Source organism: Ralstonia mojiangensis (assembly GCF_023955645.1).
GTDB classification, from domain to species: domain Bacteria; phylum Pseudomonadota; class Gammaproteobacteria; order Burkholderiales; family Burkholderiaceae; genus Ralstonia; species Ralstonia mojiangensis.
On the sequence record NZ_JAMXHU010000005.1, the window covers coordinates 775860 to 798956 of the forward strand.

Below are 23097 nucleotides of genomic sequence, written 5' to 3' on the forward strand. Positions count from 1 at the left end.
GATGTCATGACACGTATCTCCGCTTCGACGCCCAACGTTTTCTCGCTGCCCGATCCGGCACCGGCACAACCGCCGAACACGGCTGCTCCGCACCATCGCAAGCACCATCGGCATGGCGTGCACGGACACCACCATGCGGCCGAGCAGTTGGTCGAAGAGCAACTGCACCATCACAAGCACATCGCGCAGGTTGCAAAACGCGTGCGCCGGCCCCGCACGGGCAAGCGCAGCGGTGCGGGCTCGCCCGAAGAGCCGATCACCGACAGCACGTTCGAAGAATTGCTCCTGATGCTGGAGGAGCATGCGCGCAAGGTCGAGCCCATGGTGATTGGGCTGTCATCCCGGCAGGGCCAGCGCGACGGCGATGACGAACAGTCGCGAGACCACCGCAGCGCCCAAGGCCGTCGCGCCCTGCTGCTGCAGTACTTGCAGGAACAAGCCGCCGAGACCGACTCCGCCGCGCCGCAGAAAGCCGCGGCCGCCCAGGCTGGCGCGTTGCCGACCGACATGCTGCTGCCCGAGCTGGAGTCGTCCAGCTACCAGCGGCTTGAACAGGAGTTGTTTGCCGTGCGGCACGCCATGCATACGGGCCACCCGATGCCGCTGCGCATGGCGTTCGACATCCTGCGCAGCTATCTGAAACAGGCGCCTATTGAAGGCACGCCAGACACGCTGGCCGCCGTAAAAGACCGGCTGCTTGCCGCCACACCACAGCACGCAGCCGCCGGCGCACTGACCGACCGCGAAAAAACGTTCAACCTGTTGTTTCCCCTCTTGCTCCTGAGCCCATCGCGGCCGCGCATTGGCCGCGAGCGCGGCGAGAGCATCGCACGCAGCAGCGCCGTCGCGCGCCGCTGGACAACCGAACTCTGGTCTTACCGGGCGGGGCTAGGTCTGGCCCTGCCTCCGCTTCCTGATCCTTCCCCGCAATCACCATGAACAAGCACATTCGCGTGTTGGCAGGCGCGCATGCCGGCGCCTGCCTCGACCTGACGCCGGGCCGCTGGACGGTAGGCCCCGACGCACAAGCCAGCATCCGCATCTCTGATTGGGCGGGCGATCCGATCGCGCTGCTCGTCGATACAGAACACGGCGTCCTGATTGAATCCGACGATGGCGGCAACACCTGGGACGACCTGACGCCCCGCCGCTTTGGCGAGATCATTCTCTGCGTCGGCCCGGCCGGTGAGGCATGGCCGTCCGACCTTGCGCTGCTGGAGCGCGTGTTATCGCCTGCAGCTACCGAGGCCAGCACCCAGAGCGTTGCCGCTGTGCAAGCGCCTGCCTCCGACACGCCCGCACCTGCCCGGCCTCGCGCGCGCAAAGGGTGGATGGGCGTGACGGCAGTCGCGCTGCTGACGCCGTGCGCACTGCTCCTGGCATCGACACGCGAAACATCGTCCGCCGCGCACTCCGCGGTCACGGCGCAGGTACCGCTGCTGGACCGGGTGCGCACATGCCTGGCGTTGCACCGTATCGACGGCTTGCAGATCGAGCAGCACGACAACGAAATCATCGTGCACGGCATCGTGACCTCGGCCGCCGAAGAGCTGGCGACTCTGCGCGATCTGCGCGCGGTGTCCACGTCCGTCCACACCGATCTTTCAATCGCGCAGGAGGTCATTGAAAACCTGCGCGAATCGCTGCAGGAACCGGGGCTGCGCATCAGCTATCTGGGCAGCAACCGGTTCTCTATCACGGGGCCAGCCATGCACCCCGAACGTGTTCGTGCAACGGCAGACCATGTGCGCAGCGACCTGGGCGGCAACATCAAGGACATCGCCCTGGACATCACGCAGGCACGCGTGCGTGACCCCAAAGCCGATGCCACATCCGCACTTTCGGTGGATGAACTGAGCTACATCGAAAGCTCCGACGGCACCAAGGATTTTCTCGCTGCGCAGCGTTAAGGCGCCTGTACGTTCTTGCCAATCCCTTTTCTGGAGACCCACATGTTTGACCATTTCTCGCTCGACATCATCGAAACGTTTGACGGCATTCAGGCTTTTGCCAAGCAGGAAGGTCCGAAGGATTTCGGCCCGCTGAACAAGGCTATCGAAGCACTCAAGCACACCGCCATGGACATGGAACAGCACGCCATTCGCGCGACGGACGTCAACAACCGCGAGCAGCTTCGCGTGCTGTCGCACGGCTTTTCCAGCGCGGCACAAGTGTGCTCGGGGTTGATCCCGGCCTAACGTGCGCAGCGCACATACGGGCTTCGCGAGACGACATCACATTTCGCCTCTTCGCCGGTCCAGCGCAAAGAAATCCACGATGATGACTTCACGGCGAACACAACAGCAGCACGTTCGCTAAACCGAATCAGCGACATCCCATTCCGGGGTGTTGTTGAAAAACCCGGCTCTCACCCGAGACCACTTATCCACCGCAAAGGAGTTTTCCATGACGATCCAAACCAAAGCCGCTGCCCTCGGTGACACCGCTAGCCGCCTGTCGTTCAATGCGCAGCAAGAAGCCATCACCAAGGAAGGCGAGGCAGACATGCTGAACGCGGCCCGTCTGCAAAACGAACTGAACCGCACCAACATGTTCGCCAAGCTGATGGAAGCGGGCCCGAAGGCCGCCAAGGACCTGATCTCGTAATGATCAGTTCCGGACGGCACATCCTGTGCCGCCAACGTTCGGGAACGGGGCCGCGCCGTTCCCGAGCGGTTTTTTAGATGTATTGCCCGCGCGCTTCTGCTGTTCTCCCCCGGCCCATCGCGCCGCAGCCCGATTCACCGAATCCGACCCGCTACCGCGATCCCGACATGACCCCCATCCACCACAACGTTTCTGCAACTGCCGCAACCCCTGCGCAGGATTCGTCTGCATCGCACCGTGCGCACGGTCACACAGGTGCGCACGCAACCGGCACGCTGCATGCCGTGGTATCCGCCGGCGCGGAAAACATGCTGAACACAGCCCATCTCGAGGATGAGCTGAACCGCACACAGGCATTCGCCAAGCTGATGGAAGCCGGCCCGAAAGCGGCCAAAGATCTGCTGGTGTAAAGCATGAGCATCGAACGGCGCGACAGCCTCATCCGCGACATGTGCATGCATCTGCAGATTCCGGATGCCGATGCCATCATCGCCGCCGGCCGGCTCACGGTGGAGGGGTTCGAAGTCATCATCGATGCAGTCGAGGAAGACATCGATGCGTTCTACCTGAACTTCGACTACGGCATCGTCACAGGCGGCCGCACGCTGCGCGTGTTCCGCCTCATGCTTGAAGCCAACGTCACCATCTATGCGCAAGACCATGCCCAGCTCGGGTTGGATGGCGATACGGGCGGCATCATCCTGATCGTGCGTGTGGCCTACGACCCCGACATCGACGGCGAGCAACTGGCCGAACTGCTGGGCCACTATGCCGAGCACGGCCGCTACTGGCGCGACAACATCCTGCAGACGACCGACGACATGTTCGAGAACCTCTCGAACGGTACCTACGTGTGGATTCGCGCGTAATGCGCAGCGCGTAAGGCAAGCGACAACGCTTCCTCCGGACCGGCTTCGCAGCACTCGTGATGATTTCGTGAACGCGAACGTCCGCTGTCATATAACGCCGTACGCTCGCGGCATTACATGCGAAGGTGCTCGTTGAAGCTGACGTGTCGGCTGCTGCGGCATCGCCAATCCACGTTCATGTCCGCCTCACGCACACCGTATCTTCCGACCCTAGACATCCCGCTTCTGCGCGCCGATGAGTTCTTCCCGTTCGCTGCACACCCTATCCACATCGGCGCATATCAGCTCTGGTTCACGTGTGATGCCGACGCCGACCCAGAGTCCGTCGTCGTTTGTATCGACCTCGGGAGGCCGCTCGAGATTAATGTTGACGAAGCGCTGCACGTGATCCTGGGGCTCTGCCTCGGCCTGCCGGCTTCGTCGCGGGGCGTGGTGGCGCAGCAGGCGCACACCGGTACGCTGGTCTATCGCTTTCCTTATTTGCTTCACGACGATCCGACGGGCGCCCTGCTCGTTGACGCAATGAGCGGGCTTGCCGCGGCTGCCGTATCGGTCTCGAAGTGGTCGGTGCACTAACGGATCGCGCATGTGCCGGTGACACGCAACTTCGCCACTGTCCCAGCGGATTCGCATTGCACGCGCGTTTGTCATTCGGCCGCATCAAAGTGGTATGCCGATTGACCACGCCAGCGCCTGAACATCCCGAGCCATGCCACCTTCACGCCTGTTGCCCGTCAACGTGCCGACATCGCCGTCGGAGTACGAGACACTCCACGACTTCGCCACGCGCACGCCATCGCCACCGGCCGAGGGCCGCGATGCTTCGCAGCCCCGCAAGAAGGGTGGCTGGCTCAGCAACCTGAAATCGCGCGTGCGCGAAAAGCTGCCCAAGAGCGACGAGACAGAACTGGCCACGCTGTTAAGCGACCGCAAACGCTCCGGCGCATCGTTCAATACGGTGGACAACTACAAGGCGCCCACGCGCGGCACGTTGACAACCACACCCGAGGTAACACCACAGGCCGCCGAGGGCACACCGCGCCCTGCCACACCGCAGGTGCAGGAACAGCACGAGACACGCCGCGCGGCACGTTCCCAGCGCAAAACATCGACCATGATGCAGCGCGCCGAACAAGGCGCGCAGCGCTTACGCCAACGTGGAAAACCGCCGACGCCGCCCGCGCCGGCATCGACAGCGGCGCTGACGGTGCCTGCCACCGCTGAAGCGTTCCGCCAGAGCCTTGCGCAGTTGTTCCGCACGGCGGGCAGCACGAGCGAACGTGAGCTGCTGGCCGATCGGCTCGGCGTCTTGGCGGCTCCGGCGCAGGGCACCTCGTCCGCAGCAGGCAGCTACATCCGCCCGATGTTGGCAGCGCGCGCGCTGGCGGCCACCAGCGGCGGCAATGCGGCCGATGCGCTGCGGGTACTGCAGCACGTTTCGCATGCGGTGCAGTTTGACGCCGCCGCCTTTGCCGCGCCTGTACCGACGCCAGGCAATGAAGGCTCAACGCATTCCACAAGCAGCTCATCGTTGGGCATGGGCCGCCTGTTCAATGAGACCGCATCGGCAACGTCGTCGCACCGCTCCAGCGAGTCTGACCTGAGCCTACCTCATCTGTTTGGCGAGGGCGAAACGTCGCCACAGCGAAGCGAAACCGGCGCCAGCCGAACCAGTGACGAGCAAAGCTCGCGTTCGCTCTCTCGGCAATCCAGCCTGTCGGCTCAGTACGGCTCTGACGGCTCCGCTGGTTCTTCACGCAGCCTGACAGTCCCGCCAATGCCGCAGGGCATGAGCGATGCCGGCGTGGCAAGCGCGGCATGGCGCACGGCGCAGTTGCTCTCGCGCAGCCACCACGGCTTTGAAGCGCTGACCGGTCTGATGCAAACTCCGCCCGCCCCGGAGCAGGCGGACACCGCGCGCGCCTTCCTGCAGGCGGCTGACCATGTGCATACCGCCGCCATCACGGCAGCCGACCCCACCGCCCTGTTGCACGCGCATCCGGCGGGCAGCGGCACCCAGGCCCAGGCGCTCGCTGTCAACGTCATGCACGCCGCTGCGCTCAAGCTGCGCGGCGAGCCCGTCAGCGCGCAACAGGCCGGGTTCCTTTTTGCGTGGCACCAAGGCTTTCGTGAAGACGGTCCAGGATCGGATCTGGCCAACACCAAGGCGCGCCTGGCCAAGTTTGTTGGGCGCAGCATCCCGCGAGTGGAGAAGCAAACCACGAGCAGCCATTTCTGGCAGATGATCGGCAAGAAGAAATCGCCGCTGTCATCGGCGGCGCTCGGCATGCACGGCGCGCAGCGGCCTGGGCTTGTCAAGGAAATGGACGCCTATACGGCGGCGCTGCGAACAATGATCGACGCGCTCGCGCATGCAGACAATGCGCCGTCGATGCACTCCATCGCGCACCCGGGCGATCTCTGGCGCAGCACGATCCTCGCGCACTGGGCCGAGCTGGCAGCCGCCAACGCGCCGTTGAGCGACTACGCGCTTACGGCAGAGAAGCTGCGTGCGCTGCAACCCGAAGTGGGCGCAGCTGTCAGCCGCATGCAGCGCGAAAACGCCGAGCCGACCGCCGTCGCACGCACGCCGGGCAGCTCGCCGGCCCACCAGGAATTCGCGCAATTCGTGGCCCTGACCGGACTGGCCGACGATGCAGACACCCGGGCGTGGGCGCAAACGCGGCTCGACACGCTGACCCTGCCACAGGTGAGCGCCGCGCAGGCCCACGTGGCCAAGCTCATCGATCATGCGGGCCTGGTGGGCGAGCCTCCGGAATACCTCGTGGGACTACAGCCATCGGCCACGCTGTTGCGCTACTGGAGCGCCCACGCGGGCGAGGCCGCCGAGGCGCCCGCTTTCCGAAGTGCGCTTGAACGTGCCGACAAGCTCGAGCACCCGGAAGACCTCAAGATGCGGGCACCCACCATTGAAGACGCCCGAAAGACCATCGAGACGCTGCTCACGTCCATGGAATCAGGCAACAAGGTGCGCCTGTCCAACGGCGGATGGATCGGGGGCAGCACGGCCGGCGTCTCGACAGGCTTGTCTCACGTCGGCAAGGCGTTGCCGGTGCCCGTGTCCGTCCAGTTGGACGCCAATTACGGCAGGGGCCGCCAGGCCGTGGTGGAAATCGGCCGCAGTTCACACGGGCGCGACGTATTCGTCGGCACCGACCGCACGATGCGCGCCTCAGTCGGTGTGGGCGCCTCCGTTGGCTACGACCTCAAAACGTGGGGCAAGCGCCTGCGCGCCAACCTGCTCGCCGTCAAGGTCACGCCATTCGATCTGGAGACAGGTGAGCCGCGCGGCGTGGTCATCCGGGCCACACGGCCCACACAGCGCCCCGTAGAAGGCCACGACGACTGGGAACCCATCAAGTACGACGACAAGGCCGCGGCCGATGCCATCGTCAAGGCCACCAACCTGCTGTTCGAGCAGGCGAGCGCCGCGCCCGAGCACCGGCCCAATGCCGACACGCTGTGGAATACGCTGGCACAGCACTGCGGCGAAAGCGGTGGCAGCGGCGGCATTTCCATCAGTTGGGTCGACCAGACCAAGAAGCGCTGGCGCGCGTCGATGGATGCCAGCGTTGGCATGAACGTACGCGTAAGCAGCCCGCACACACCGGTGCGGATCGGCCCCTCTGCAAGGCTGCGCGGCGAGAAGACACTCAGCAACACAGCCACCCTGCAAGAGAAGACCGGCACGATGCGCATGGAGCAGTTCAGCGTCGCGACAGGGCACAAGGTGACGGCACGCGCCGGCCTGGCGTTCTCGGTGGGCCGCACCTTCTACACGGCGGCCCCCGACGACAACGCATCGGCCAAGGCCGGCGAGAGCGGCAAATTCACACAGTCGTTTACCGGCGGCATGCCGCTGGGGTTCAACTGGAAGCTCTCGGAAGGCGGCCACACGACGAAGGTGAAGATGGCTTACCAGAACGGCAAGATTGCCGATCGCGTCAGCTACTTCGACACCGAATACCGCAGCGTGCGCGAATACCTGGCTGTCGTGCGCAGCGACCGCGATGCGTGGATCAACATGCTCGCCAACAAGCCCGGCGGCACGCCGGAAAAAGCCGCACGCGAGTTCGAGGCCTACTGCGAAACCGTCGAAAAGCACGCTCGTCCTAATCAGCGCTACCTGCACCGGCATCGGCTACGACCGGCTGCCGCACGCGAGATCGAGGGCCACCTTGCCCTGGCGGACCTGCACCGTAGCCTCGACCCGAATTCTGCCGACGCGCAAGCCTCCGAAGCGCTGGCGCAGGCGCTGCTGGAGGCGCCCGCATCGCGCTTGCCGGAAAAGCTGGCCATCGTGGAACAGGTATCCACCAGCCGCAGCCGTGGGCTGACGAGCGCGCTGCAACTACGTGCCAGCAACGAAGCGGAAGGCACGCGCGAACTCGCCGCCATCAAGTTCGGCTGAAGATGATTCATCAAATTGTCATATAACCCGGCGAATTAATCATTTCACCGGTTTTTTATGCGTTCATGCGCATAATCGTTCACACAGAATGCAGCATTCGCATGCTGAAAATAAAAATTGCATAGTCAACAAAAAAAACTCAATCAGATCTAAACACGATTTCACTCTTTATAGGGATGTGTGAGCAAATTGTGAACGTTATGCTTGGCCCCAGTTTGAAGCGCCGCTGCAACGATTCAATTCTTAGTGCAGCGGCTTGAAAGAAGGGGAGCACCATGAAGTTCGCCGTATTGACCTCAAACCCATCCAGCTTTGCCTATGTGGCAAGCTGCCTATCCACCCCGGAGGTGGAGTGCGTCCGCTTTGACGACGCCCTGTCGCTGCTACGTGCGCGCCGCACGGAAACGTTTGATCTGTTGATGATCGATGCCCAGCATTTCCGTACGGCCGGGCAGCTCGTGCTGTCGTGGCGGGAGTGCAATGCCGACATGTGCTGGCCTACGCTGGTGTTCGGGCAGTTTGTCGACCGGGGGGACATGGCGTCGGCCTTCGATGCCGGGGTGGACGATGTGTTGACCGGTCACTTCAGCGCCGAAGAGCTGCAAGCCCGCGTGCAACGGGCACTGCGCCGTGCTGAGCCGGAGCGCCAGAATGCCGGCATCAATGTCGTGGTGGGGCCGTATCGGCTTTGCCGCCTGACCCGCACCGCCACGGTCAACAGCGTCCCCATTCGTATGACCGCTCGGGAGTTTGCGACGGCATGGTTGCTGTTCTCTTCGCCCGGTTCGTTCCTCTCGCGCCAGCAGATCGCATCCGCCGTGTGGGGCGCAGACGCCAGCATCGTCGAGCGCTCGATCGAACAGCACATCTACAAGCTACGCAAGAAACTTCAGTTCGGCCCCGAGACCGGCGTAGAACTCAAGACCGTCTATGCACGCGGCTATCAGCTGGCCGTGCAAGTCGCCAGCAACGAGCCGGCAGGCCCGCAGGCGCACACTGTTCTGGCCGCTTAAGCGGCCTTTTTGCGCAAACGATTGCGCGCCGTAGGCGCCGACCGCGCCTACAGCGAATTGTTTTAGCGTTTCTTAATGAAAATCTTCAGGGCGTATATTTCAGTACCGGCTTAATAAATTCAGTGCCGGTTTAAAACATACTGTCCTGCTATGGTTATCGCGTTAATGACTTTCGCGCGATCTACCTTCACCCACACATTGCTGATATAACGCTGCCAATTCGGTCCGATTGCGTGCTTGTAAACGCATCAGGATTTGACGCACGTGCGATTTCACGGTTTCTACGCCGATATGCAGCGCCTGTGCGATCTCCACATTGGATTTTCCTGAGGCCGCCTCACGCAGGATGTCGCACTGCCGTGGCGTCAGCACGGAGAGCACAGCCCCCTTGCCGGACGAAGCGGCAGGCACCTTCCGCCTTGACTCCAGCATCCGCCCGAGCATCGCGTACGCCTGCTCCAGCGTGACCGGCTGGGCAGGCGGGTCTTCGCCAGCGGCCTCGGCAAGCTCGGTCAGGTCGACCAGGATCACACCGTTTGATGCGCGAGTCACCTCTCGAACCGTGATCGTCACAGGTAGCACCACCGGCGCCCGCCAGGCGGCAGCTACAGGAAGCGGGGAGAAATACCGGCTTTCTCGCGTGTTGTCGGCTGCGTGTAGCAGCACGTCGTTCTGGGCCCGGGCGTTCATGTCGTCCTTCGCTCTTGTGGAAGCTATGCATCTGGATGCAGTGGCGCGCGCGGATGGGGTTCCGCGACAGCCTCTTACTCTCTCTGTGCAACGAGGGAGAAAAACCGGAACCCCAATCGAGAAAAAATTTCGCGGCCGACGTGCGCTCAGCGTGGGCCGATGCGCACCCACACGCCGCCAAGCTCCTTCACCTGGATGGGCAGCGTTTCGGCCAGCATGTGGAGGGCTCGACGTCCCTCCAGTGGGAACCGCCCCGTCACGCGCAGGTCGGCCACCTCGGGGTGCAGCTCGATCAGGCTACGGTGGTAGGGGCGCAATGCGTCGATCACATCCGCCAGCGGCTGATGTTCGACTTCGACCATGCCGCGCGTCCAGGCGGCCACGTTGCGCGCCATCAACGTCAGTTTTTCGATGCCACCGTCGCCAAGACGCCGTACCTCGCCCGCATGCGCCGTGGAAACGGCACCGGCCGGCGTCGACAACCCCGCGCTGCCTTCGAGCACGGCAACCGTCATCGCGCCACTGGGCTCCAGCGTTGCGCAAATCATGCCACCCGTGCATTCCACCGTGCCCGCCGCAGACCACAACCGCAACTGGCCCGACGGCGACCCTGCCACGGCCAGCACGCTGCCGCTGCGCAGTCGCACGTCGTAACCGCGCGCACCCGCAGAGGCATCCACCGCGCTGCGCGCGTTCAGGCGTAGTTGATAGCCGCCGGCCAGCGCGAAGTCGCGGCGCTCCGAGGTGACCGTACGCATGTCGGCAACCAGGTCGGATAGCGGGATCTCTCTGTCAACGAGGGCGGCAACACCCAGACCCAGCCCGCTGAAGATGAGCGCGCGGCGCACATGCCTTGCCGGCGAAGCAGGCGTATCGAGAAGCCGCCGCGCGGCGCGACGGTGCGGGTCTGCCACGGGCGGCAGTGCCATCGAACCCAACGCACCTTGCAAACGCTGCACGGCAGCGGCATGCTCGGGATCGGCTTCCTGCCAGGCGGCAAAGCGCTGGCGCTCCATCTCCGAAGCCGTGCCCGAGCGCAGTACGACCAGCCACTGGATCGCCTGCTCGGCGATCCGATCATCCAGCGCGTGCTTCACGATGATTCGGCCAGATAGCACAGGCGCATGGCCTGCGTCATGTATTTCTGCACCATGCGAACGGAGACCTGCAGGCGCTCGGCAATCTCTGGGTATGTGAGGCCATCGAGCTGGCTGTAGAGAAAAGCGGCGCGCGCCTTGGCGGAAAGCCCATCGAGCATGCGATCGATGGAGGTGAGGGTCTCGAGGATCAACGCGCGGTCTTCAGGGGATGGCAGCGTTGCTTGCGGTTGCGTGGCGGCCCACGCCATATAGGCGTCTTCCAGATCACGACGGCGCCAGAGGTCATAGAGCAAACGCTGCGCAATCGTTGTCAGCAAGGCGCGCGGCTCGCGGATGTCTTGCCACCCGGGCCTTTGCAGCAATTGCACAAACGCCTCCGCCGCAATGTCTTCAGCGCCAAAGCGACAGCCCGTCTTGCCGCCCATACGACGGGCGAGCCATGCATAGTGTTGTCGGAACCAGTCAGAGGCCAGTTCGGTAACTGGCTGGCAGGTTTGCGTCACGGTATCCTCCGCGAAAATCTGTGCTGGCCGTTCCCCGGCAAACGGCCCGATCCGGTGTTGAGAAAGCCCCCACCCAGATGTCGAGATTCTAACCACCGCTGATATTTCAGGTGAGCATTTTTTCGGCTTTTATCGCAGTTTTTCGGCAGACCCGCTACATCCAGATGCCTCTGCTGTCATCGTTCAGCGGTGCAACCCGGTTGCTGCAATTCGTTGCAGCGACAACCGCCACGGCGCCCGCCCATGCCCCCCGAAGAATTGCCCCAACCCCCGTTTGACGACGACGCATTGCCTGCGCATGCCCTGCGCATCGGCACCCGCAACATCTGGCTGGCTTATGACAGCTACGCCGAGCCCGACATGCTCACGGCGTACGTCGAACTTGGGCCGCGCGAGACGCTGGACGTCGCGCTCACGCTCAATCTGCTGCTCGGTCTCTGCCTGGAAGTGGACGGTGCCGCACGTGGCAGCGTCGTGCAACACCCGCAGACCGGCCAGATGATCTATCGCTTCCGCTACGCGCTGGACGACGACCCCGAAGCGACCGATCTGCTCGATGCCATCGCTGCACTCACCGCAGAGCTGGACGGCGGCGGCGCGCCCACGCGGTATTGAGCCGCCGCAAGCAGTCGCTTCGGATGCCGACGCAGCACTTCGGCAGCCGTGATGTTCGCCGGCAGGGGCTGGCTACGCTTGCAAGGTTCAATTGTGCTCGGGCGAAACCGCGTTGCCCCGGCATGCCAACCTCGGAGCCCTCGCCCACCATGAAGATCTTCTCCCGACACTCCAGCGCGACGCCTCCGGCGCAGACGTCGTCCAACGCACCGGCCTCGCAATCCGCGCAGCCGTCAATGCCGAGCGTGCGCAAGACGTCGCAGTTGCCCGGTGGCCTGCGCGATCTTGCCGATATGGTGACAGCGAGCCGCCAGAAGAAAAGCGCTGCCTCGCTGACGAACGAGCAGCTCAAGGTTGCGCTGTCGAGCACCACATTGAGCGGACGCGGAACACGCGCCGCGCACCGGGAGGCCCAGAAGCGTATTCGCAACGGCAAGCTGCAGTGGCCGCCGCAACAGCCCGGGCAACCGCAATCTGCTGCACCGCGGGCACAAGAGCACGCGACCAGCGCCAGCGAAACGCCGCTTCACACCCCACACGCGCAAGCGAATCCGAACCCGACGCCCACGCCGACCGAGCAGCCCCACGCCGAATCGTCTGGTACGGCCCACGCTGAACACACAGAACACACAGAACACGGCACGCAGCAGGACCTGGCCATCGTGCTGCGGCCGCTGTCGCCCTCGTCGCTGTCTCCCTCGTCCAGCGCGCACGCGCAAGGCCGCCACACGCCGCCGAATGCGCCCGTGTTCGATCCGGATACCGGCGCACTCAACAAGCCCCAGTTGCGCCAGATGGCGCTTGCACTGAAAGATGCGCTCCCCACGGTGCCGATGGCGCTCACGCGCTCGCACCCGCACAGTGACGGGCTGCGCGCCAAGCTTCAGCATCAGCTAGGTACCCTCCAGACGATTGCCGCGGACAACACCCGCAAGGCTCCGCACGAGGTTGGCATGGCGGTGCGTGATGCATTTGCATCGGCGGCCAAGACCGCGCGCCAGCTTGCCAAATCGTTGGGCAACCATGATCCGGCCGACGCCTACAAAGGGATCGCCGCGCTGCTCAACGAACTCAAGCGCACGCACCTGAGCGGCAGCGCGCACGACGTCATGAGCCACTATGCCGAGAAGGAAACCGCCAACCTCGAAGCCAAAGCACCGGGTATCAGCACGGCCAAGCCCGGCTCCAACGTGAGCACGGGCACGTCGGGCAGCGTGTCAATCTCAGGCTTTCCCACCAACCGCTATGCGGGTGCCCACGTGTCGGTGGAAGCGGGTGGCGGCAAGGGCCGGCTGTACTTTGCCGATGACGACGGCGACGTCGACTACTGGCCCTCGGCACAGGCCTTCGCCAAAGTTGCGCTGGGCGGCAAGCTGGGCGAGTGGGCCGCCAAGCTGACGGGCCGGTTGGACCTGTCCGGCGGCAATGTCTACCTCGAGCATGATGACTTGCGCCAGCTCGTCAAGCTCGTTGCCAACCACGATGCCAACCGCGCCTGGGTCAAGTCTGCCGGGCCGCATGCGCGCCAGGTGAAGCAGCAGTTGGAATCGTTGGCCAATCTGGTGTCTCACGCCATCGGCCGCAACTACACGGAAGCCCCGGGCAAGCCCTACTTCCTGAACGACGCCAAGATTGCCAAGGGTTTCAACACCTTGAAGATGACGCTGCTGGCCGGCGCAATCGACCAGAAAGTGGGCGGAGACCGCTTCAGCACGCTGATGAAAGCCGCATACCCGCCCATCGCCGACGTGCTGACCGATCGCATTGGCAGCGGGCAGCCCATGCCGGCGCAACCGCGACGCGACGTGCCCGATTCCGTGGCGTATGGCGACCGCTTCCTAGCCTACCGCCAGGTGACCGGCAGCGTAGATGCCACCGTCGGCAACGAAACCCACGGTGGCACCAATCTGGAAGCCGGCGGCAGCTTTGATGTGAACGTGCGCGGCAACGTGGCGCAGTTCTTCACGGAAAGCGCGGCCGCACCGCACACGCTCCTGGACCCGGGCTATCACAAGGATTATCAGTCCACGTTCAAGCTGCATCAGCAGCTCGATGCAGCCTGTGCCGAACCGCCGCCCGCGCAGCTCCACCTGTACAACGAGACACGCAAGGCACTGACGCACGAACTGCATGCGGGCCCCGCGCAGCCCTTCACCGAAGCCGAGCGCCTGCACTACGGCGAGGAAGCCAACATCCCCGCGCAGTTCCGCAACGCCATCACACACGCCAGCCCCGAGCAGCTTAATCACGCGACGGACCAACTGGAGCATCTCATCGGCAGCTATCTGCAATTTGCGGATCACGCCGGCGCCGTGCTCGCCAGGAACGATCGGTTCATGCCCGCCAAAGAGCGCGATACGCTGAACCAGCATCGCGAAGCGGCCTTCGCACAGATCAACCAGACCGTGTGGCATGGCCGCTATCCGCAAAAGGATGCACTCGCCAACCCCGAGGCGTTCGTGGCAAAGAGCCATGCCGCGATCAGCTTGGCGCTGGGCTGCGTGGGTGCGCATATCTCTGTCGTGAAGCAGCAGATGGCACAGCGTGAGGAGCACGGCATGGCCGCCGCCGAAGCCATCCTGACGGCCGATTCGATGTACAAGACTGCGCGCGGAATGCTGGACAAGACGTACCTGCCGCTCAAGAACTACGACGTGCAGAAGAACGGTCCGTTGAAAGACAAATCGCTGTGGCAGCGCTGGGATACGGCACTTAAGGCGACGGTTTCCGGCGGCGCGCAAAGCAGTGCGCTCAACGCGATCCTCAACCGCTTCGGCCGGTCTACCGGCAAAGTGCAACTGGGCCCATTCACGGGTTCCATCTCGGTGGGCAATAGCGCGGGGCAAGTCTCGCTCACCGCCGAGGCGCGCCTGATGAATGCCGATCATCAGGCCAACCCCAGTCGCACGGGCAAGTTCTGGCAATTCACGTTCACCGCGCAGGGCGGTGCGCCCATTACCGGCGTGATACTCAACCAGGCAATTGCAGCGGCCGTCGAGAAATTCGCGCCGAACATGCGGCTGCAGGACGACAAGTTCGATCCGCACGAGTTGATCCGCCAAACGCAGGGGCTGCTGCTCAACGTGACCGACGGCACCAGCCTGGTCGTCAAGTTGCGCCAGGCGCCTGACGTGGAGAACGCCCCGATGGAGCTGCAATATGCGCGCGTCCTGCGCAACAAGAACAGCGGCATGAGCCTGTCGTTGACGGTGCCGACGCCGCACGGCACGTTCACGCCGTCGGTCTCGCATACGGACAGCACGCAGAGCTACGCGGGCGAGGTGATGGGCTCCGACACGAGCTACCTCATCATGCAGCATCCCTTCCTCGCCAAGATCGTCGACGCGGAAGCCCATGGCGAAGACGCCGCGCTACGGCAAGCGTTCGATGCAAATCCGGTGCAACGCGATCGCTACCTCGCCAATCCGAACCTGATGGCCGATGTGGTGGCCAAGTACGCCGCGGCCACGCAAGAGATCAACGCCGCGGCCGCCGAGAACCGCCCCGTCCAGATCAAGAACGAGTTCGTGCGCTATCACGCGGCAACCCCGTTCGCACGTGCGGCACAGGTGTCGACGCAGGTGGCTGCGCACGCTCCGGGTTCGACCGCTAATGGCGAACAGCTATTCAAGCTTGCCGAACCGCTGGCCAAGCCGATCGACGTAAGCCACCTCGACGTGGAGGCGATGCGTGCACGCCTGCAAGCCATGGCGACCATCGAGGAACGCGCCGACTATCTGTGCGACTCCAACCAGGGCCGTCCGCTGCTCGATGCGTTCTCGAAGATCATTGGCAACACGCGCGCCATCAACTCGGCAGCGCTGTTCCATACCGAGGAGCGCAACATCGGCATCCAGTCGCTGGTGCGCAACCCGAAGGCGCTGCAGCGCGAGAACGACCAAACCCAGGCCGCCCTGCACGGCAAGCCGCAACCGTCCGGCACCATCGGCCAACTGCGCACGCGCCTGGAACCGACCAAAGCGTCGATCAAGCAGGCCAACCTGGCGAATCTGCAGCAGCTCGCTGCCATGAACCTGCCGATCAGCCAGCAGGCACAGCAGGAGATTCAGCGCCGCAAAGCGCTGCTTGGCAACGCTTTCCCCGCCGACGAAGGTCAATCGCAAACATAAGCCTCCTCAGACTCCCCCCCTTGACGCCAGCCCAGGAAGCGCCCGGGCTGGCCTTTTTTTGCCTGCTTCCAAGCGTTTTTGGCCGCGTTGCGTTGGACAAAACAAAGGCCGGCATCAAGCCGGCCCATGGGAAAATACGATTGAACGGCCCTGCTAGCCAGCGTGCAGCCAGTCGCGCACGACAGCAACATGCCGCTGTGCGAGGCCGTCGCCAGCCCTGACATAGCGTGCGACGTAACTCTGCAGCGGGGGCCAAGCCGCGAACTTCTGGACCGCCTCGTCAACCGATCCGCCAGCGGCGCCATATTCGAGCAACGCTGCAAAGGCCTCGCCACGCACCATCCGTGCGGCAGCGTCTTCCGGCAACCCGGGCTCGCGCAGGCGCTCGCTCAGCAGCATCGCCATCAGCGCATCAAGCGACAGCGCCTCTTCGTCCAGGCAACCGAGCGCATAGCGCTCTTGGGCTCGCTGAAAGACGGCGCTGCGCAGCGCTGCCAGTTCGCACAGGCCATCCACCAGCAGGCCGAGGCGGCGGCTATCGCGGTATGCACGCAAGGCGTCGGGTGCGATGGCGTTGATATAGCGCTCCATCCAGATGCACAAGGCATCGCTGCCATATTCGGCGTCATAGGGCTGCAGGCGTGCGCGCCAGCCCTGGCGCAGCGCAATCCAATCCGGTGCGATGGCAGAACCGGCCGTCGCGATGGCGCCGGCTATGGGCCGCAACTCAGCCAGCCGAGCAGAGAGGTGCGCCGGCACATCGACACGGCACGCTGGCGGCAGATCGCGCAGCGTATCAGGCAGGCCTGCCAAGGCGTAGCAGCCGCGCAAATCCAAGTGCGTCAGCTGCTTCAGGTCGCCAACCGACGCTGGCAAGCTGCGCAGCGATCCGCAATCGCGCAGGCGCAGCGTGCGGAGTTGCACGCAATGGCCAATGCCCTCCGGCACGGCCACGAGGTTCGACATGCCAGAGACGTCAAGATGACGCAGCTTGCGCAGTCGCCCGAGCGACCCGGGCAGCGTCGTCATGGCAGTGTTCTCGCGCAGGTCCAGCCGCTCCAGTTCGGCCAGGTTGCCCAGCGTGTCGGGCAACACAGAGAGCAGCGGATTGCCGCGCAGGTGAAGCTCGCGCAGTTGCGCAAGCTGGCCCAGGCTGATCGGCAGTTGGCTGAGCAACTTGTTGGATGCCAGCGTCAGCGTCTGCAATGCGGCCAGCGTGCCAAGCTCAACGGGCACGATGCGCAGATCCGTGCCCTGCAGAACCAGGCGCTCCAGCTTCGGCAGTTGAGACAACGACGACGGCAGCGCGCGCAGCGGCGAATCGAGCACGACAATCTCCTGCAACTGCAACAGCTTGCCGATCCGCCCCGGCAACGCTGACAACCGCGGGTTGCGCGCGAAATGCAGCGCGCTCAGGTTGACCGGCAATCCACCAGACGCCGGCCACTCGAAAAGATCGCAATCATGGACGGTCAGCCGCTCAAGCTCTTCGGCCAGGCACAGGGCCGCAGGCAGGCGCATCACAGGAATACCGTCGAGCACGAGGTGCCGATTCTTCTGCTGCATGGCCAGCAGCATGCGCGTGGCCGCCAGGGCCAAGCCTTGCTCCGTGGGCCGTGCGGTGTCGGTCAGCAACGGGCCGCTGTAGCGGTGCAGACGGCGCGCCATCTCCTGCTGCCAACCCGCCACCGCCTCGCATACGGCCAGCCAGCGGCTGGCATCGGTGGGCGGAACAAGGGCTCGTAGGCCGTGGCCCTGTGGCATGGCTTGCTGGATGCGCAATGCATCGCGCGCCGCGCCTGCACGCTGCTGATGCTGTGCGCGCGAAGACGTCGACGCTGCCTGTCGGTCGTGATGCGAAAGCGGCATGTGAAATCGATTGGCGGCCGGCGACGCCTCGGCGTGCCCGGTCCGCACACGCTGCAACACGCGCCGCAATGCGCGCGACAGCTTGTTTGTCACCGAGACACCTGCATCCGCCGCACCCCGGTCGGCATGGCTCTGCGCGACGGTATCGGGCAGCGTGGAGGCACTACCGTAATGTGATTGCATGATGGGCCCAAGAGAAGATGAAGTGGCAATAGGCGGCGGGCAACGCGCCCTTTCCGCCTGTTTGCTGATCGTATGGACCACCGCGCAACACGACCTGTGGCAGGACGAACCCGTTGCGCCCGCGGCGAACCGTCGTGCCCATGCACGCTGTCGATACGGTTTCGCTGCAAGCCCGGCAAATTCGCACTGTGCGTGCGCAACGCCCGGCACGCATTTCTATGATGCGCGCATGCTCGTTACCGGAGATCCGCAATGCATGCCCCATCGTCTCGCATCATGACTGCGCGGGAGCGTCGCGCAGCCACCCATGCAGTACCGCCCACGCGTCGCGAAACGCATCACACCCGGCAGCAGCAACGCCTGCAGCAACGGCACCCCATGACGCGCGCCTGCGCCGGCAGGCAAGAGCATGCGCGGGCGTGACCGGTACGCTGCGGCGCTGCGGCGGGCGCTGGTTTTTGCCATTGCACTGCTGGGCTGCCTGCCTGCTGCAGCCCTGGCCGATTGCATCGACGATGCCGCCGCATACCACGGCGTCAATGCCCAGGTGCTGCGTGCCATCGGCTATCAGGAATCGCACCTGAACCCGCAAGCGCACAACCGGAACCGCAACGGCAGTGAAGACCTTGGCATGTTCCAGATCAACACCATCCACCTACCGGAACTGTCGCGCTACGGTATCGGCCGCCAGATGCTCTATGACCCGTGCGTCAGCGCCTACGTGGCTGCGTGGCATCTTGCGCGCAAGGTGCAACTGCACGGCAACAGCTGGCATGCCATCGGGGCGTATCACTCGGAGTCTCCCGGGGAAAACGGCGTCTATGCCCGGGCCGTTGAGGGCATTCTCAACCGCAAGCTGGCAGCACGCGCGCCGCTGCCGATTGCCGGGCAAACGCGTGCACAAGAGCCGGCGCCGCAGCCCATGCAGGATGGCGCCAAACCCATGCGCCCCGTCGTTCTCAAGCACGCAGCAGCTCAGCCCCTCGAGCACGGCGGGCGCGCATCAAACGTGCCGACGGCAGGTGCAGATGAACACTGGCTCGATGCCATGCTGACCAGCCTGAACCAGAGCGCAAGCCTGCGGGATCGGTTCAGCCGGTAAGTCCGGGCGCCACCGCTTGATTGCGGGGCCGGACCACCCCCCTATACCGCGTCGCATCTTCGAACTCTGAATTTTTCTCAACTCGCGTGTCGGCAATGCCGGTCCGCTGACGAAACGCTCTATCCTTCCCGACCACCCCCCAAACAATAAATCGGGTGTCAGCAATACAAGGGGAGCATTCAACATGAAAAAGCGATTTCCTGGAGGAATTGCGTATCGGCCCGCGCGCAGGTCACTGGCTGCGGCGGCCGCGGCAGCCCTGTGGGCATTCATGCCGGCCGGGCATGCAGTCGAACTGGGCGTGCTACATCTGCATTCGAACATTGGCCAGCCGCTTGATGCGGAAATCGATTTGACGGGGTTGCGGCCCCACGAAGCCCAAACGCTGGTGCTGCAGCCCGGCAACCGCGAAAGCTACCTTGCCGCCGGCGTGCCTTACGGTGCAAGCGCGCCTTCGCTGCGTACGACCCTGGTGCAGCGGCAAGACGGCGGCTACGTCGTTCGCGTGTACTCGACCATTCCGCAGGTGGATTCCATTGCGGATATCGTCGTGCGCCTTGCGGGGCCTGCTGGAAACACGCTGGCGGCATATACGGTGCTGCTCAGCCCGCCAGGCGCGGCAAGCGCCCCCACCACGTTCCTGCAGACGCAACGCAAACCGGCGCCTGCTTCCGCAGTGTCGGCGCCCAGCGGTGCGTCGGCACCACGGGTGCAGACGCCTGCAGCGGCAGGCGCTTCCACTCCGGCGGCAAACGCGACCGCCGGCAGTCAGCCGGACGGCGTGCGTCCATCGGCGGCGGCAACCACCTCGTCTGCGGGTGAAGACGACGAGCGCGCCGCAGCGCCCTATACCGTCAAAGCGGGCGACAGCCTCTCACAGATCGCGTTCGGCACTGTGCGGAATCGGGCGGATGTCTCTGCTGCACAGGCGGCGCTGGCACTTTACCGGAGCAATCCGCACGCCTTTATTGCCGGAAACATCAACGGCCTGCGCGTCGGCGCGACGTTGCGTGTGCCAGCGCCAGACGAAATAACCGCGGTGGCAAGAAGTGAGGCCGAGCGCCAGATCCGCATGCTGACGCAGGCCGTGGCTACCGACCGCACGCCGCCTGTTCCCGAGGCAAATGCCAACGCCGTCGCTGGCAGCAGGCCGCGTTCGGCGCCAGCCAACGCATCGGACAAGGACACGCTGCGCCTTTCCGCCACGGGTGCGCAAGCGCAGGCAAAAGTGGAGCAGCTCAACGAGGAGTTGGTTGCGGCCAGGCAGGCGATCCGTGAACTCGAATCGCGCCTTGCGCAGGTTGAGCGGAATCTGGCCGATATGCGGCGGCTTGCGGCGTTGAAGAATGTGCCTCCACAGACTGCCGCAGCCCCCGCGACGGCACCGTCAGGGGACGAGGTCGAAAGCCGTAGCCCGGTGCCGGCCGATCATCCAGCGCTCTGGAAGCGCGCCGACGTCATCGGTCCAGTCTTAGGCGTCCTGCTGGCTGTGCTATCGGCCGGGTTGATGTTCTACCGCATTCGCATGCGCAAGGTACAGTCCGCACTGGCCGCGATCTATACCCAATTCCACGATCACGCGGATCCGCTGACCGAGCGCGGTCCTCGCGCCAAACGCAATAGGGAAGCTGCGTCACCCCAGTAGATCGCCGAGGGCGTGGAGTTCAGTAGCACGAAGAGCGCGCCGTGAGCCCGTTACGGCTGCGCTCCTGGCTGCCTGCTGAGTCCGGCATGGAGGAGCAAGTGCAGGATCGTTTATATGGCGCGCCATTACAGTCGACGCCCAGGCAGTGAAAACCCGCACGCAAACGTTTTTCTTTGGGGATGCCGGTACACCTCCGCGAGTACGTGCCGATTTAAATCGGGCCCTTGCCTTTCCACCGCGGCGTCAAAACGAGCATGCACACGAACCGACAATCGTTTGCATCACTTGGCTCGGCCTGGCGTCACATTAAGGCGGGTCTATACGGGGCGCAAAAGGCACATGCCGCGCCCCACCGCTGGGGTGGATGGCCTAATTCCAATTGATCGACGTTTGCCTTGCACCAAGCCATGCCTTCCGCGTGCCCTCCGCTTCTGAAAGCCATTCCGATTTGCCTGATCCTGACCGCATGCGGCGGTGGCGGCGACGATACGGTCACCGCGCCGCCCAGCGCAACGCAGCCCGTTGGGCCGATTGGAGCACCGGTCGCGCCGGTAGCCCCCATTGCTCCAGCGACGTACACGATTGCTGGAATGGTCTCGGGCCTGCTCGATTACGGCAGCCTCACGCTGCTTAACAACGGCGCAGATCCGATCGTCCAAGCCGCCGACGGCAGCTTCAGCTTTTCCGTTTCCGTAGCGGCGGGCAAAGCCTACGCTGTCTCCGTCAACGCCCAACCGCTTTGGCAGTCCTGCTCCATTGCAAATGGCAGCGGACTGGCCAACGGTAATGTCAATAACGTAAGCGTGAACTGTGCAGTCGCACAGTCGATGGTGTCCACCATCGCTGGTTCGACCACTGCGGGGTATGCCAACGGCACGGGATCGGCAGCGTCGTTCCGGCAGCCCAGCGGTATTACGCGGGACGCCTCTGGCAACCTGTATGTAGCGGATTACGCCAACCACGTCATTCGCAAAATCGCACCGGGCGGCGTCGTCACGACCCTGGCGGGCACGGGCAGCCCGGGCCACGTCGATGGCATGGCGGGCAGCGCCAAGTTCGCGACGCCTGTCGGCATTGCCGTGGCGGCCAGCGGCAACATCTATGTGACGGAGTTCTACGGCAACGATATTCGAATGATCACGCCGGGCGGCATCGTGACGACGCTTGCCGGTTCGGCAACGGCGGGGAGCGCCGACGGCATCGGCGCAAGCGCCTCATTCAACAACCCGCTGGGCATCGCGGTGGATGCCAACGAAAACGTCTACGTGGCGGATTACAGCAACAACATGATCCGCAAGATCACGCCAGCCGGCGTGGTGACCACACTGGCCGGCACAACTACGGCGGGCTGCGACAATGGCGCGGCAGCCCTCGCCACCTTCAACGGGCCATCGGGAATCGCGCTTTCTCCGTCTGGCACGCTGTATGTGACGGAGTGGTTCAACAGCGATATCCGACAGATTTCCGCGGCGGGCGTCGTCACGACGCTGGCGGGCTCCGGCGCGACCGGCAGTGACGACGGAGTGGGGACTGCGGCAACGTTCGCCCTGCCGGTGGGAATCGCGATCGGTACCAACGGCGTGCTTTATGTCGCTGACGATGGCAACAACTTGGTCCGCATGGTGACCCCGGCGGGCGTGGTTGCCACCTTGGCGGGTTCCCTCACCCCTGGAAGCGCCGACGGCGCTGGCACCACCGCGATGTTCAATCAGCCCTCCGGGATTGCGGTCGACGCAAGCGGCAATCTGTACATCGCCGACCAAGCAAATAACCTGATCCGCAGCGTCGCACCCAACCCGTAAACGTACGGCGTACCCACCGCCCGATTCTGTTTCGCTTTCGCCCTATCGAAAAAAAGAAAGCCCCAGGGCGCTTGTAACCGCCCCGGGGCTTCTTGACCGCTCTTCACGGAGGCACGTGAATCATGGCTACGGATCAGTTTATTGGATCATCGCCCGCGAACGAACGTTGATGAGGTTATTTGAACAACGCGCGCCTCACCGTCATGAAGCATTGTTCATTCAGTGCACCAAGCGATTTAATAAAGCGATCGCGCTATTGAGTCGCCATTAAGCTAACGGCAGACAAACAAGAGAGACACAATTATCCGATCGCTTGGAGTCCAATTGACCAGTGCATTTAGCGCCTGGCTGGCACCAGCATCACCGGAATCGACTTAGATGTCGGCGTCCCGGCCTCGTCCGCGACATACGACAGCGGCACCAGCGGATTCGTCTCAGGGTAATACGCCGCCAGACAACCACGCGGGATGTCATACGCCACCAGACGGAAGCCATCGGCGCGGCGCGTGGTGCCGTCGTCTGACAGTGTCACCATGT

The 23097-nt window shown here is 64.0% G+C and carries 18 protein-coding genes and 1 pseudogene; 14 read left to right on the forward strand and 5 right to left on the reverse strand.

The window, feature by feature from the left end; genetic code table 11:
- The first annotated feature begins 6 nt into the window (after positions 1-6).
- The 9 genes from NG898_RS23860 to NG898_RS23900 all read left to right on the forward strand — a co-directional run bounded on the left by NG898_RS23860 (position 7) and on the right by NG898_RS23900 (position 8921).
- A complete protein-coding gene (locus NG898_RS23860) occupies positions 7-939 on the forward strand; it encodes a type III secretion protein HrpV (RefSeq protein ID WP_252694739.1) in 933 nt (310 codons plus the stop codon).
- Complete coding sequence (gene hrpD5 / locus NG898_RS23865) at positions 936-1910, forward strand: HrpD5 family protein (protein WP_252694740.1); 975 nt, start codon at positions 936-938, stop codon at positions 1908-1910. Before NG898_RS23860 ends, hrpD5 begins: the two co-directional genes overlap by 4 nt.
- Before the next feature lie 42 nt (positions 1911-1952).
- A complete protein-coding gene (locus NG898_RS23870; protein WP_232038750.1) occupies positions 1953-2198 on the forward strand; it encodes a type III secretion protein HrpX in 246 nt (81 codons plus the stop codon).
- Positions 2199-2406: 208 nt separating this feature from the next.
- Positions 2407-2607 carry a serine kinase/phosphatase gene (locus NG898_RS23875; RefSeq protein WP_147214826.1) on the forward strand — a complete coding sequence of 67 codons (201 nt, stop codon included), beginning with the start codon at positions 2407-2409 and terminating at the stop codon, positions 2605-2607.
- Positions 2608-2774: 167 nt separating this feature from the next.
- Positions 2775-3017: a serine kinase/phosphatase gene (locus tag NG898_RS23880; protein WP_252694741.1), complete on the forward strand. Its 243-nt coding sequence runs from the start codon at positions 2775-2777 to the stop codon at positions 3015-3017.
- Positions 3018-3020: 3 nt separating this feature from the next.
- On the forward strand, positions 3021-3476 hold the full coding sequence (locus NG898_RS23885) for a type III secretion system chaperone family protein (RefSeq protein WP_252694742.1): 456 nt from the start codon (positions 3021-3023) through the stop codon (positions 3474-3476).
- A 177-nt stretch (positions 3477-3653) separates the two neighbouring features.
- Positions 3654-4052 (forward strand): type III secretion system chaperone family protein, encoded by a 399-nt coding sequence (locus NG898_RS23890; RefSeq protein WP_252694743.1) that lies wholly within the window; start codon positions 3654-3656, stop codon positions 4050-4052.
- Between the two features lie 133 nt (positions 4053-4185).
- Positions 4186-7908 (forward strand): hypothetical protein, encoded by a 3723-nt coding sequence (locus NG898_RS23895; protein ID WP_252694744.1) that lies wholly within the window; start codon positions 4186-4188, stop codon positions 7906-7908.
- Positions 7909-8183: 275 nt separating this feature from the next.
- Positions 8184-8921, forward strand: a complete 738-nt coding sequence (locus tag NG898_RS23900) for a response regulator transcription factor (protein WP_252694745.1) — start codon at positions 8184-8186, stop codon at positions 8919-8921.
- Between the two features lie 162 nt (positions 8922-9083).
- Here NG898_RS23900 and NG898_RS23905 read toward each other — a convergent pair whose 3' ends face one another.
- The 3 genes from NG898_RS23905 to NG898_RS23915 all read right to left on the reverse strand — a co-directional run bounded on the left by NG898_RS23905 (position 9084) and on the right by NG898_RS23915 (position 11214).
- Positions 9084-9611 carry a helix-turn-helix transcriptional regulator gene (locus NG898_RS23905; RefSeq protein WP_252694746.1) on the reverse strand — a complete coding sequence of 176 codons (528 nt, stop codon included), beginning with the start codon at positions 9609-9611 and terminating at the stop codon, positions 9084-9086.
- A gap of 146 nt (positions 9612-9757) precedes the next feature.
- Positions 9758-10708 (reverse strand): DUF4880 domain-containing protein, encoded by a 951-nt coding sequence (locus NG898_RS23910; RefSeq protein WP_252694747.1) that lies wholly within the window; start codon positions 10706-10708, stop codon positions 9758-9760.
- A complete protein-coding gene (locus NG898_RS23915) occupies positions 10705-11214 on the reverse strand; it encodes a sigma-70 family RNA polymerase sigma factor (protein WP_092974545.1) in 510 nt (169 codons plus the stop codon). Before NG898_RS23915 ends, NG898_RS23910 begins: the two co-directional genes overlap by 4 nt.
- A gap of 243 nt (positions 11215-11457) precedes the next feature.
- Here NG898_RS23915 and NG898_RS23920 point away from each other — a divergent pair, with 243 nt between their 5' ends.
- Positions 11458-11829 carry a type III secretion system chaperone family protein gene (locus NG898_RS23920; RefSeq protein ID WP_252694748.1) on the forward strand — a complete coding sequence of 124 codons (372 nt, stop codon included), beginning with the start codon at positions 11458-11460 and terminating at the stop codon, positions 11827-11829.
- Positions 11830-11978: 149 nt separating this feature from the next.
- The gene (locus NG898_RS23925) at positions 11979-15959 is read left to right on the forward strand and encodes a type III effector protein (protein WP_252694749.1); all 3981 of its coding nucleotides are present in this window, start codon (positions 11979-11981) and stop codon (positions 15957-15959) included.
- Positions 15960-16112: 153 nt separating this feature from the next.
- On the opposite strand, the gene NG898_RS23930 is transcribed toward NG898_RS23925, so the two are convergent.
- Positions 16113-18011: a leucine-rich repeat domain-containing protein gene (locus tag NG898_RS23930; RefSeq protein WP_252694750.1), complete on the reverse strand. Its 1899-nt coding sequence runs from the start codon at positions 18009-18011 to the stop codon at positions 16113-16115.
- A gap of 409 nt (positions 18012-18420) precedes the next feature.
- Between NG898_RS23930 and NG898_RS23935 the strand changes: the two are divergent.
- The 3 genes and pseudogenes from NG898_RS23935 to NG898_RS23945 all read left to right on the forward strand — a co-directional run.
- A pseudogene (locus tag NG898_RS23935) lies at positions 18421-18930 on the forward strand (lytic transglycosylase domain-containing protein); the annotation flags it as partial.
- Between the two features lie 367 nt (positions 18931-19297).
- The gene (locus NG898_RS23940; protein ID WP_252694752.1) at positions 19298-20758 is read left to right on the forward strand and encodes a type IV pilus assembly protein FimV; all 1461 of its coding nucleotides are present in this window, start codon (positions 19298-19300) and stop codon (positions 20756-20758) included.
- A gap of 407 nt (positions 20759-21165) precedes the next feature.
- Positions 21166-22560, forward strand: a complete 1395-nt coding sequence (locus NG898_RS23945) for an NHL repeat-containing protein (protein ID WP_252694753.1) — start codon at positions 21166-21168, stop codon at positions 22558-22560.
- 337 nt (positions 22561-22897) lie between these two features.
- Here the strand turns inward: NG898_RS23945 and NG898_RS23950 are convergent.
- Positions 22898-23097 (reverse strand): hypothetical protein (locus NG898_RS23950; protein ID WP_252694754.1); only part of this gene is annotated, 200 nt, incomplete at its 5' end.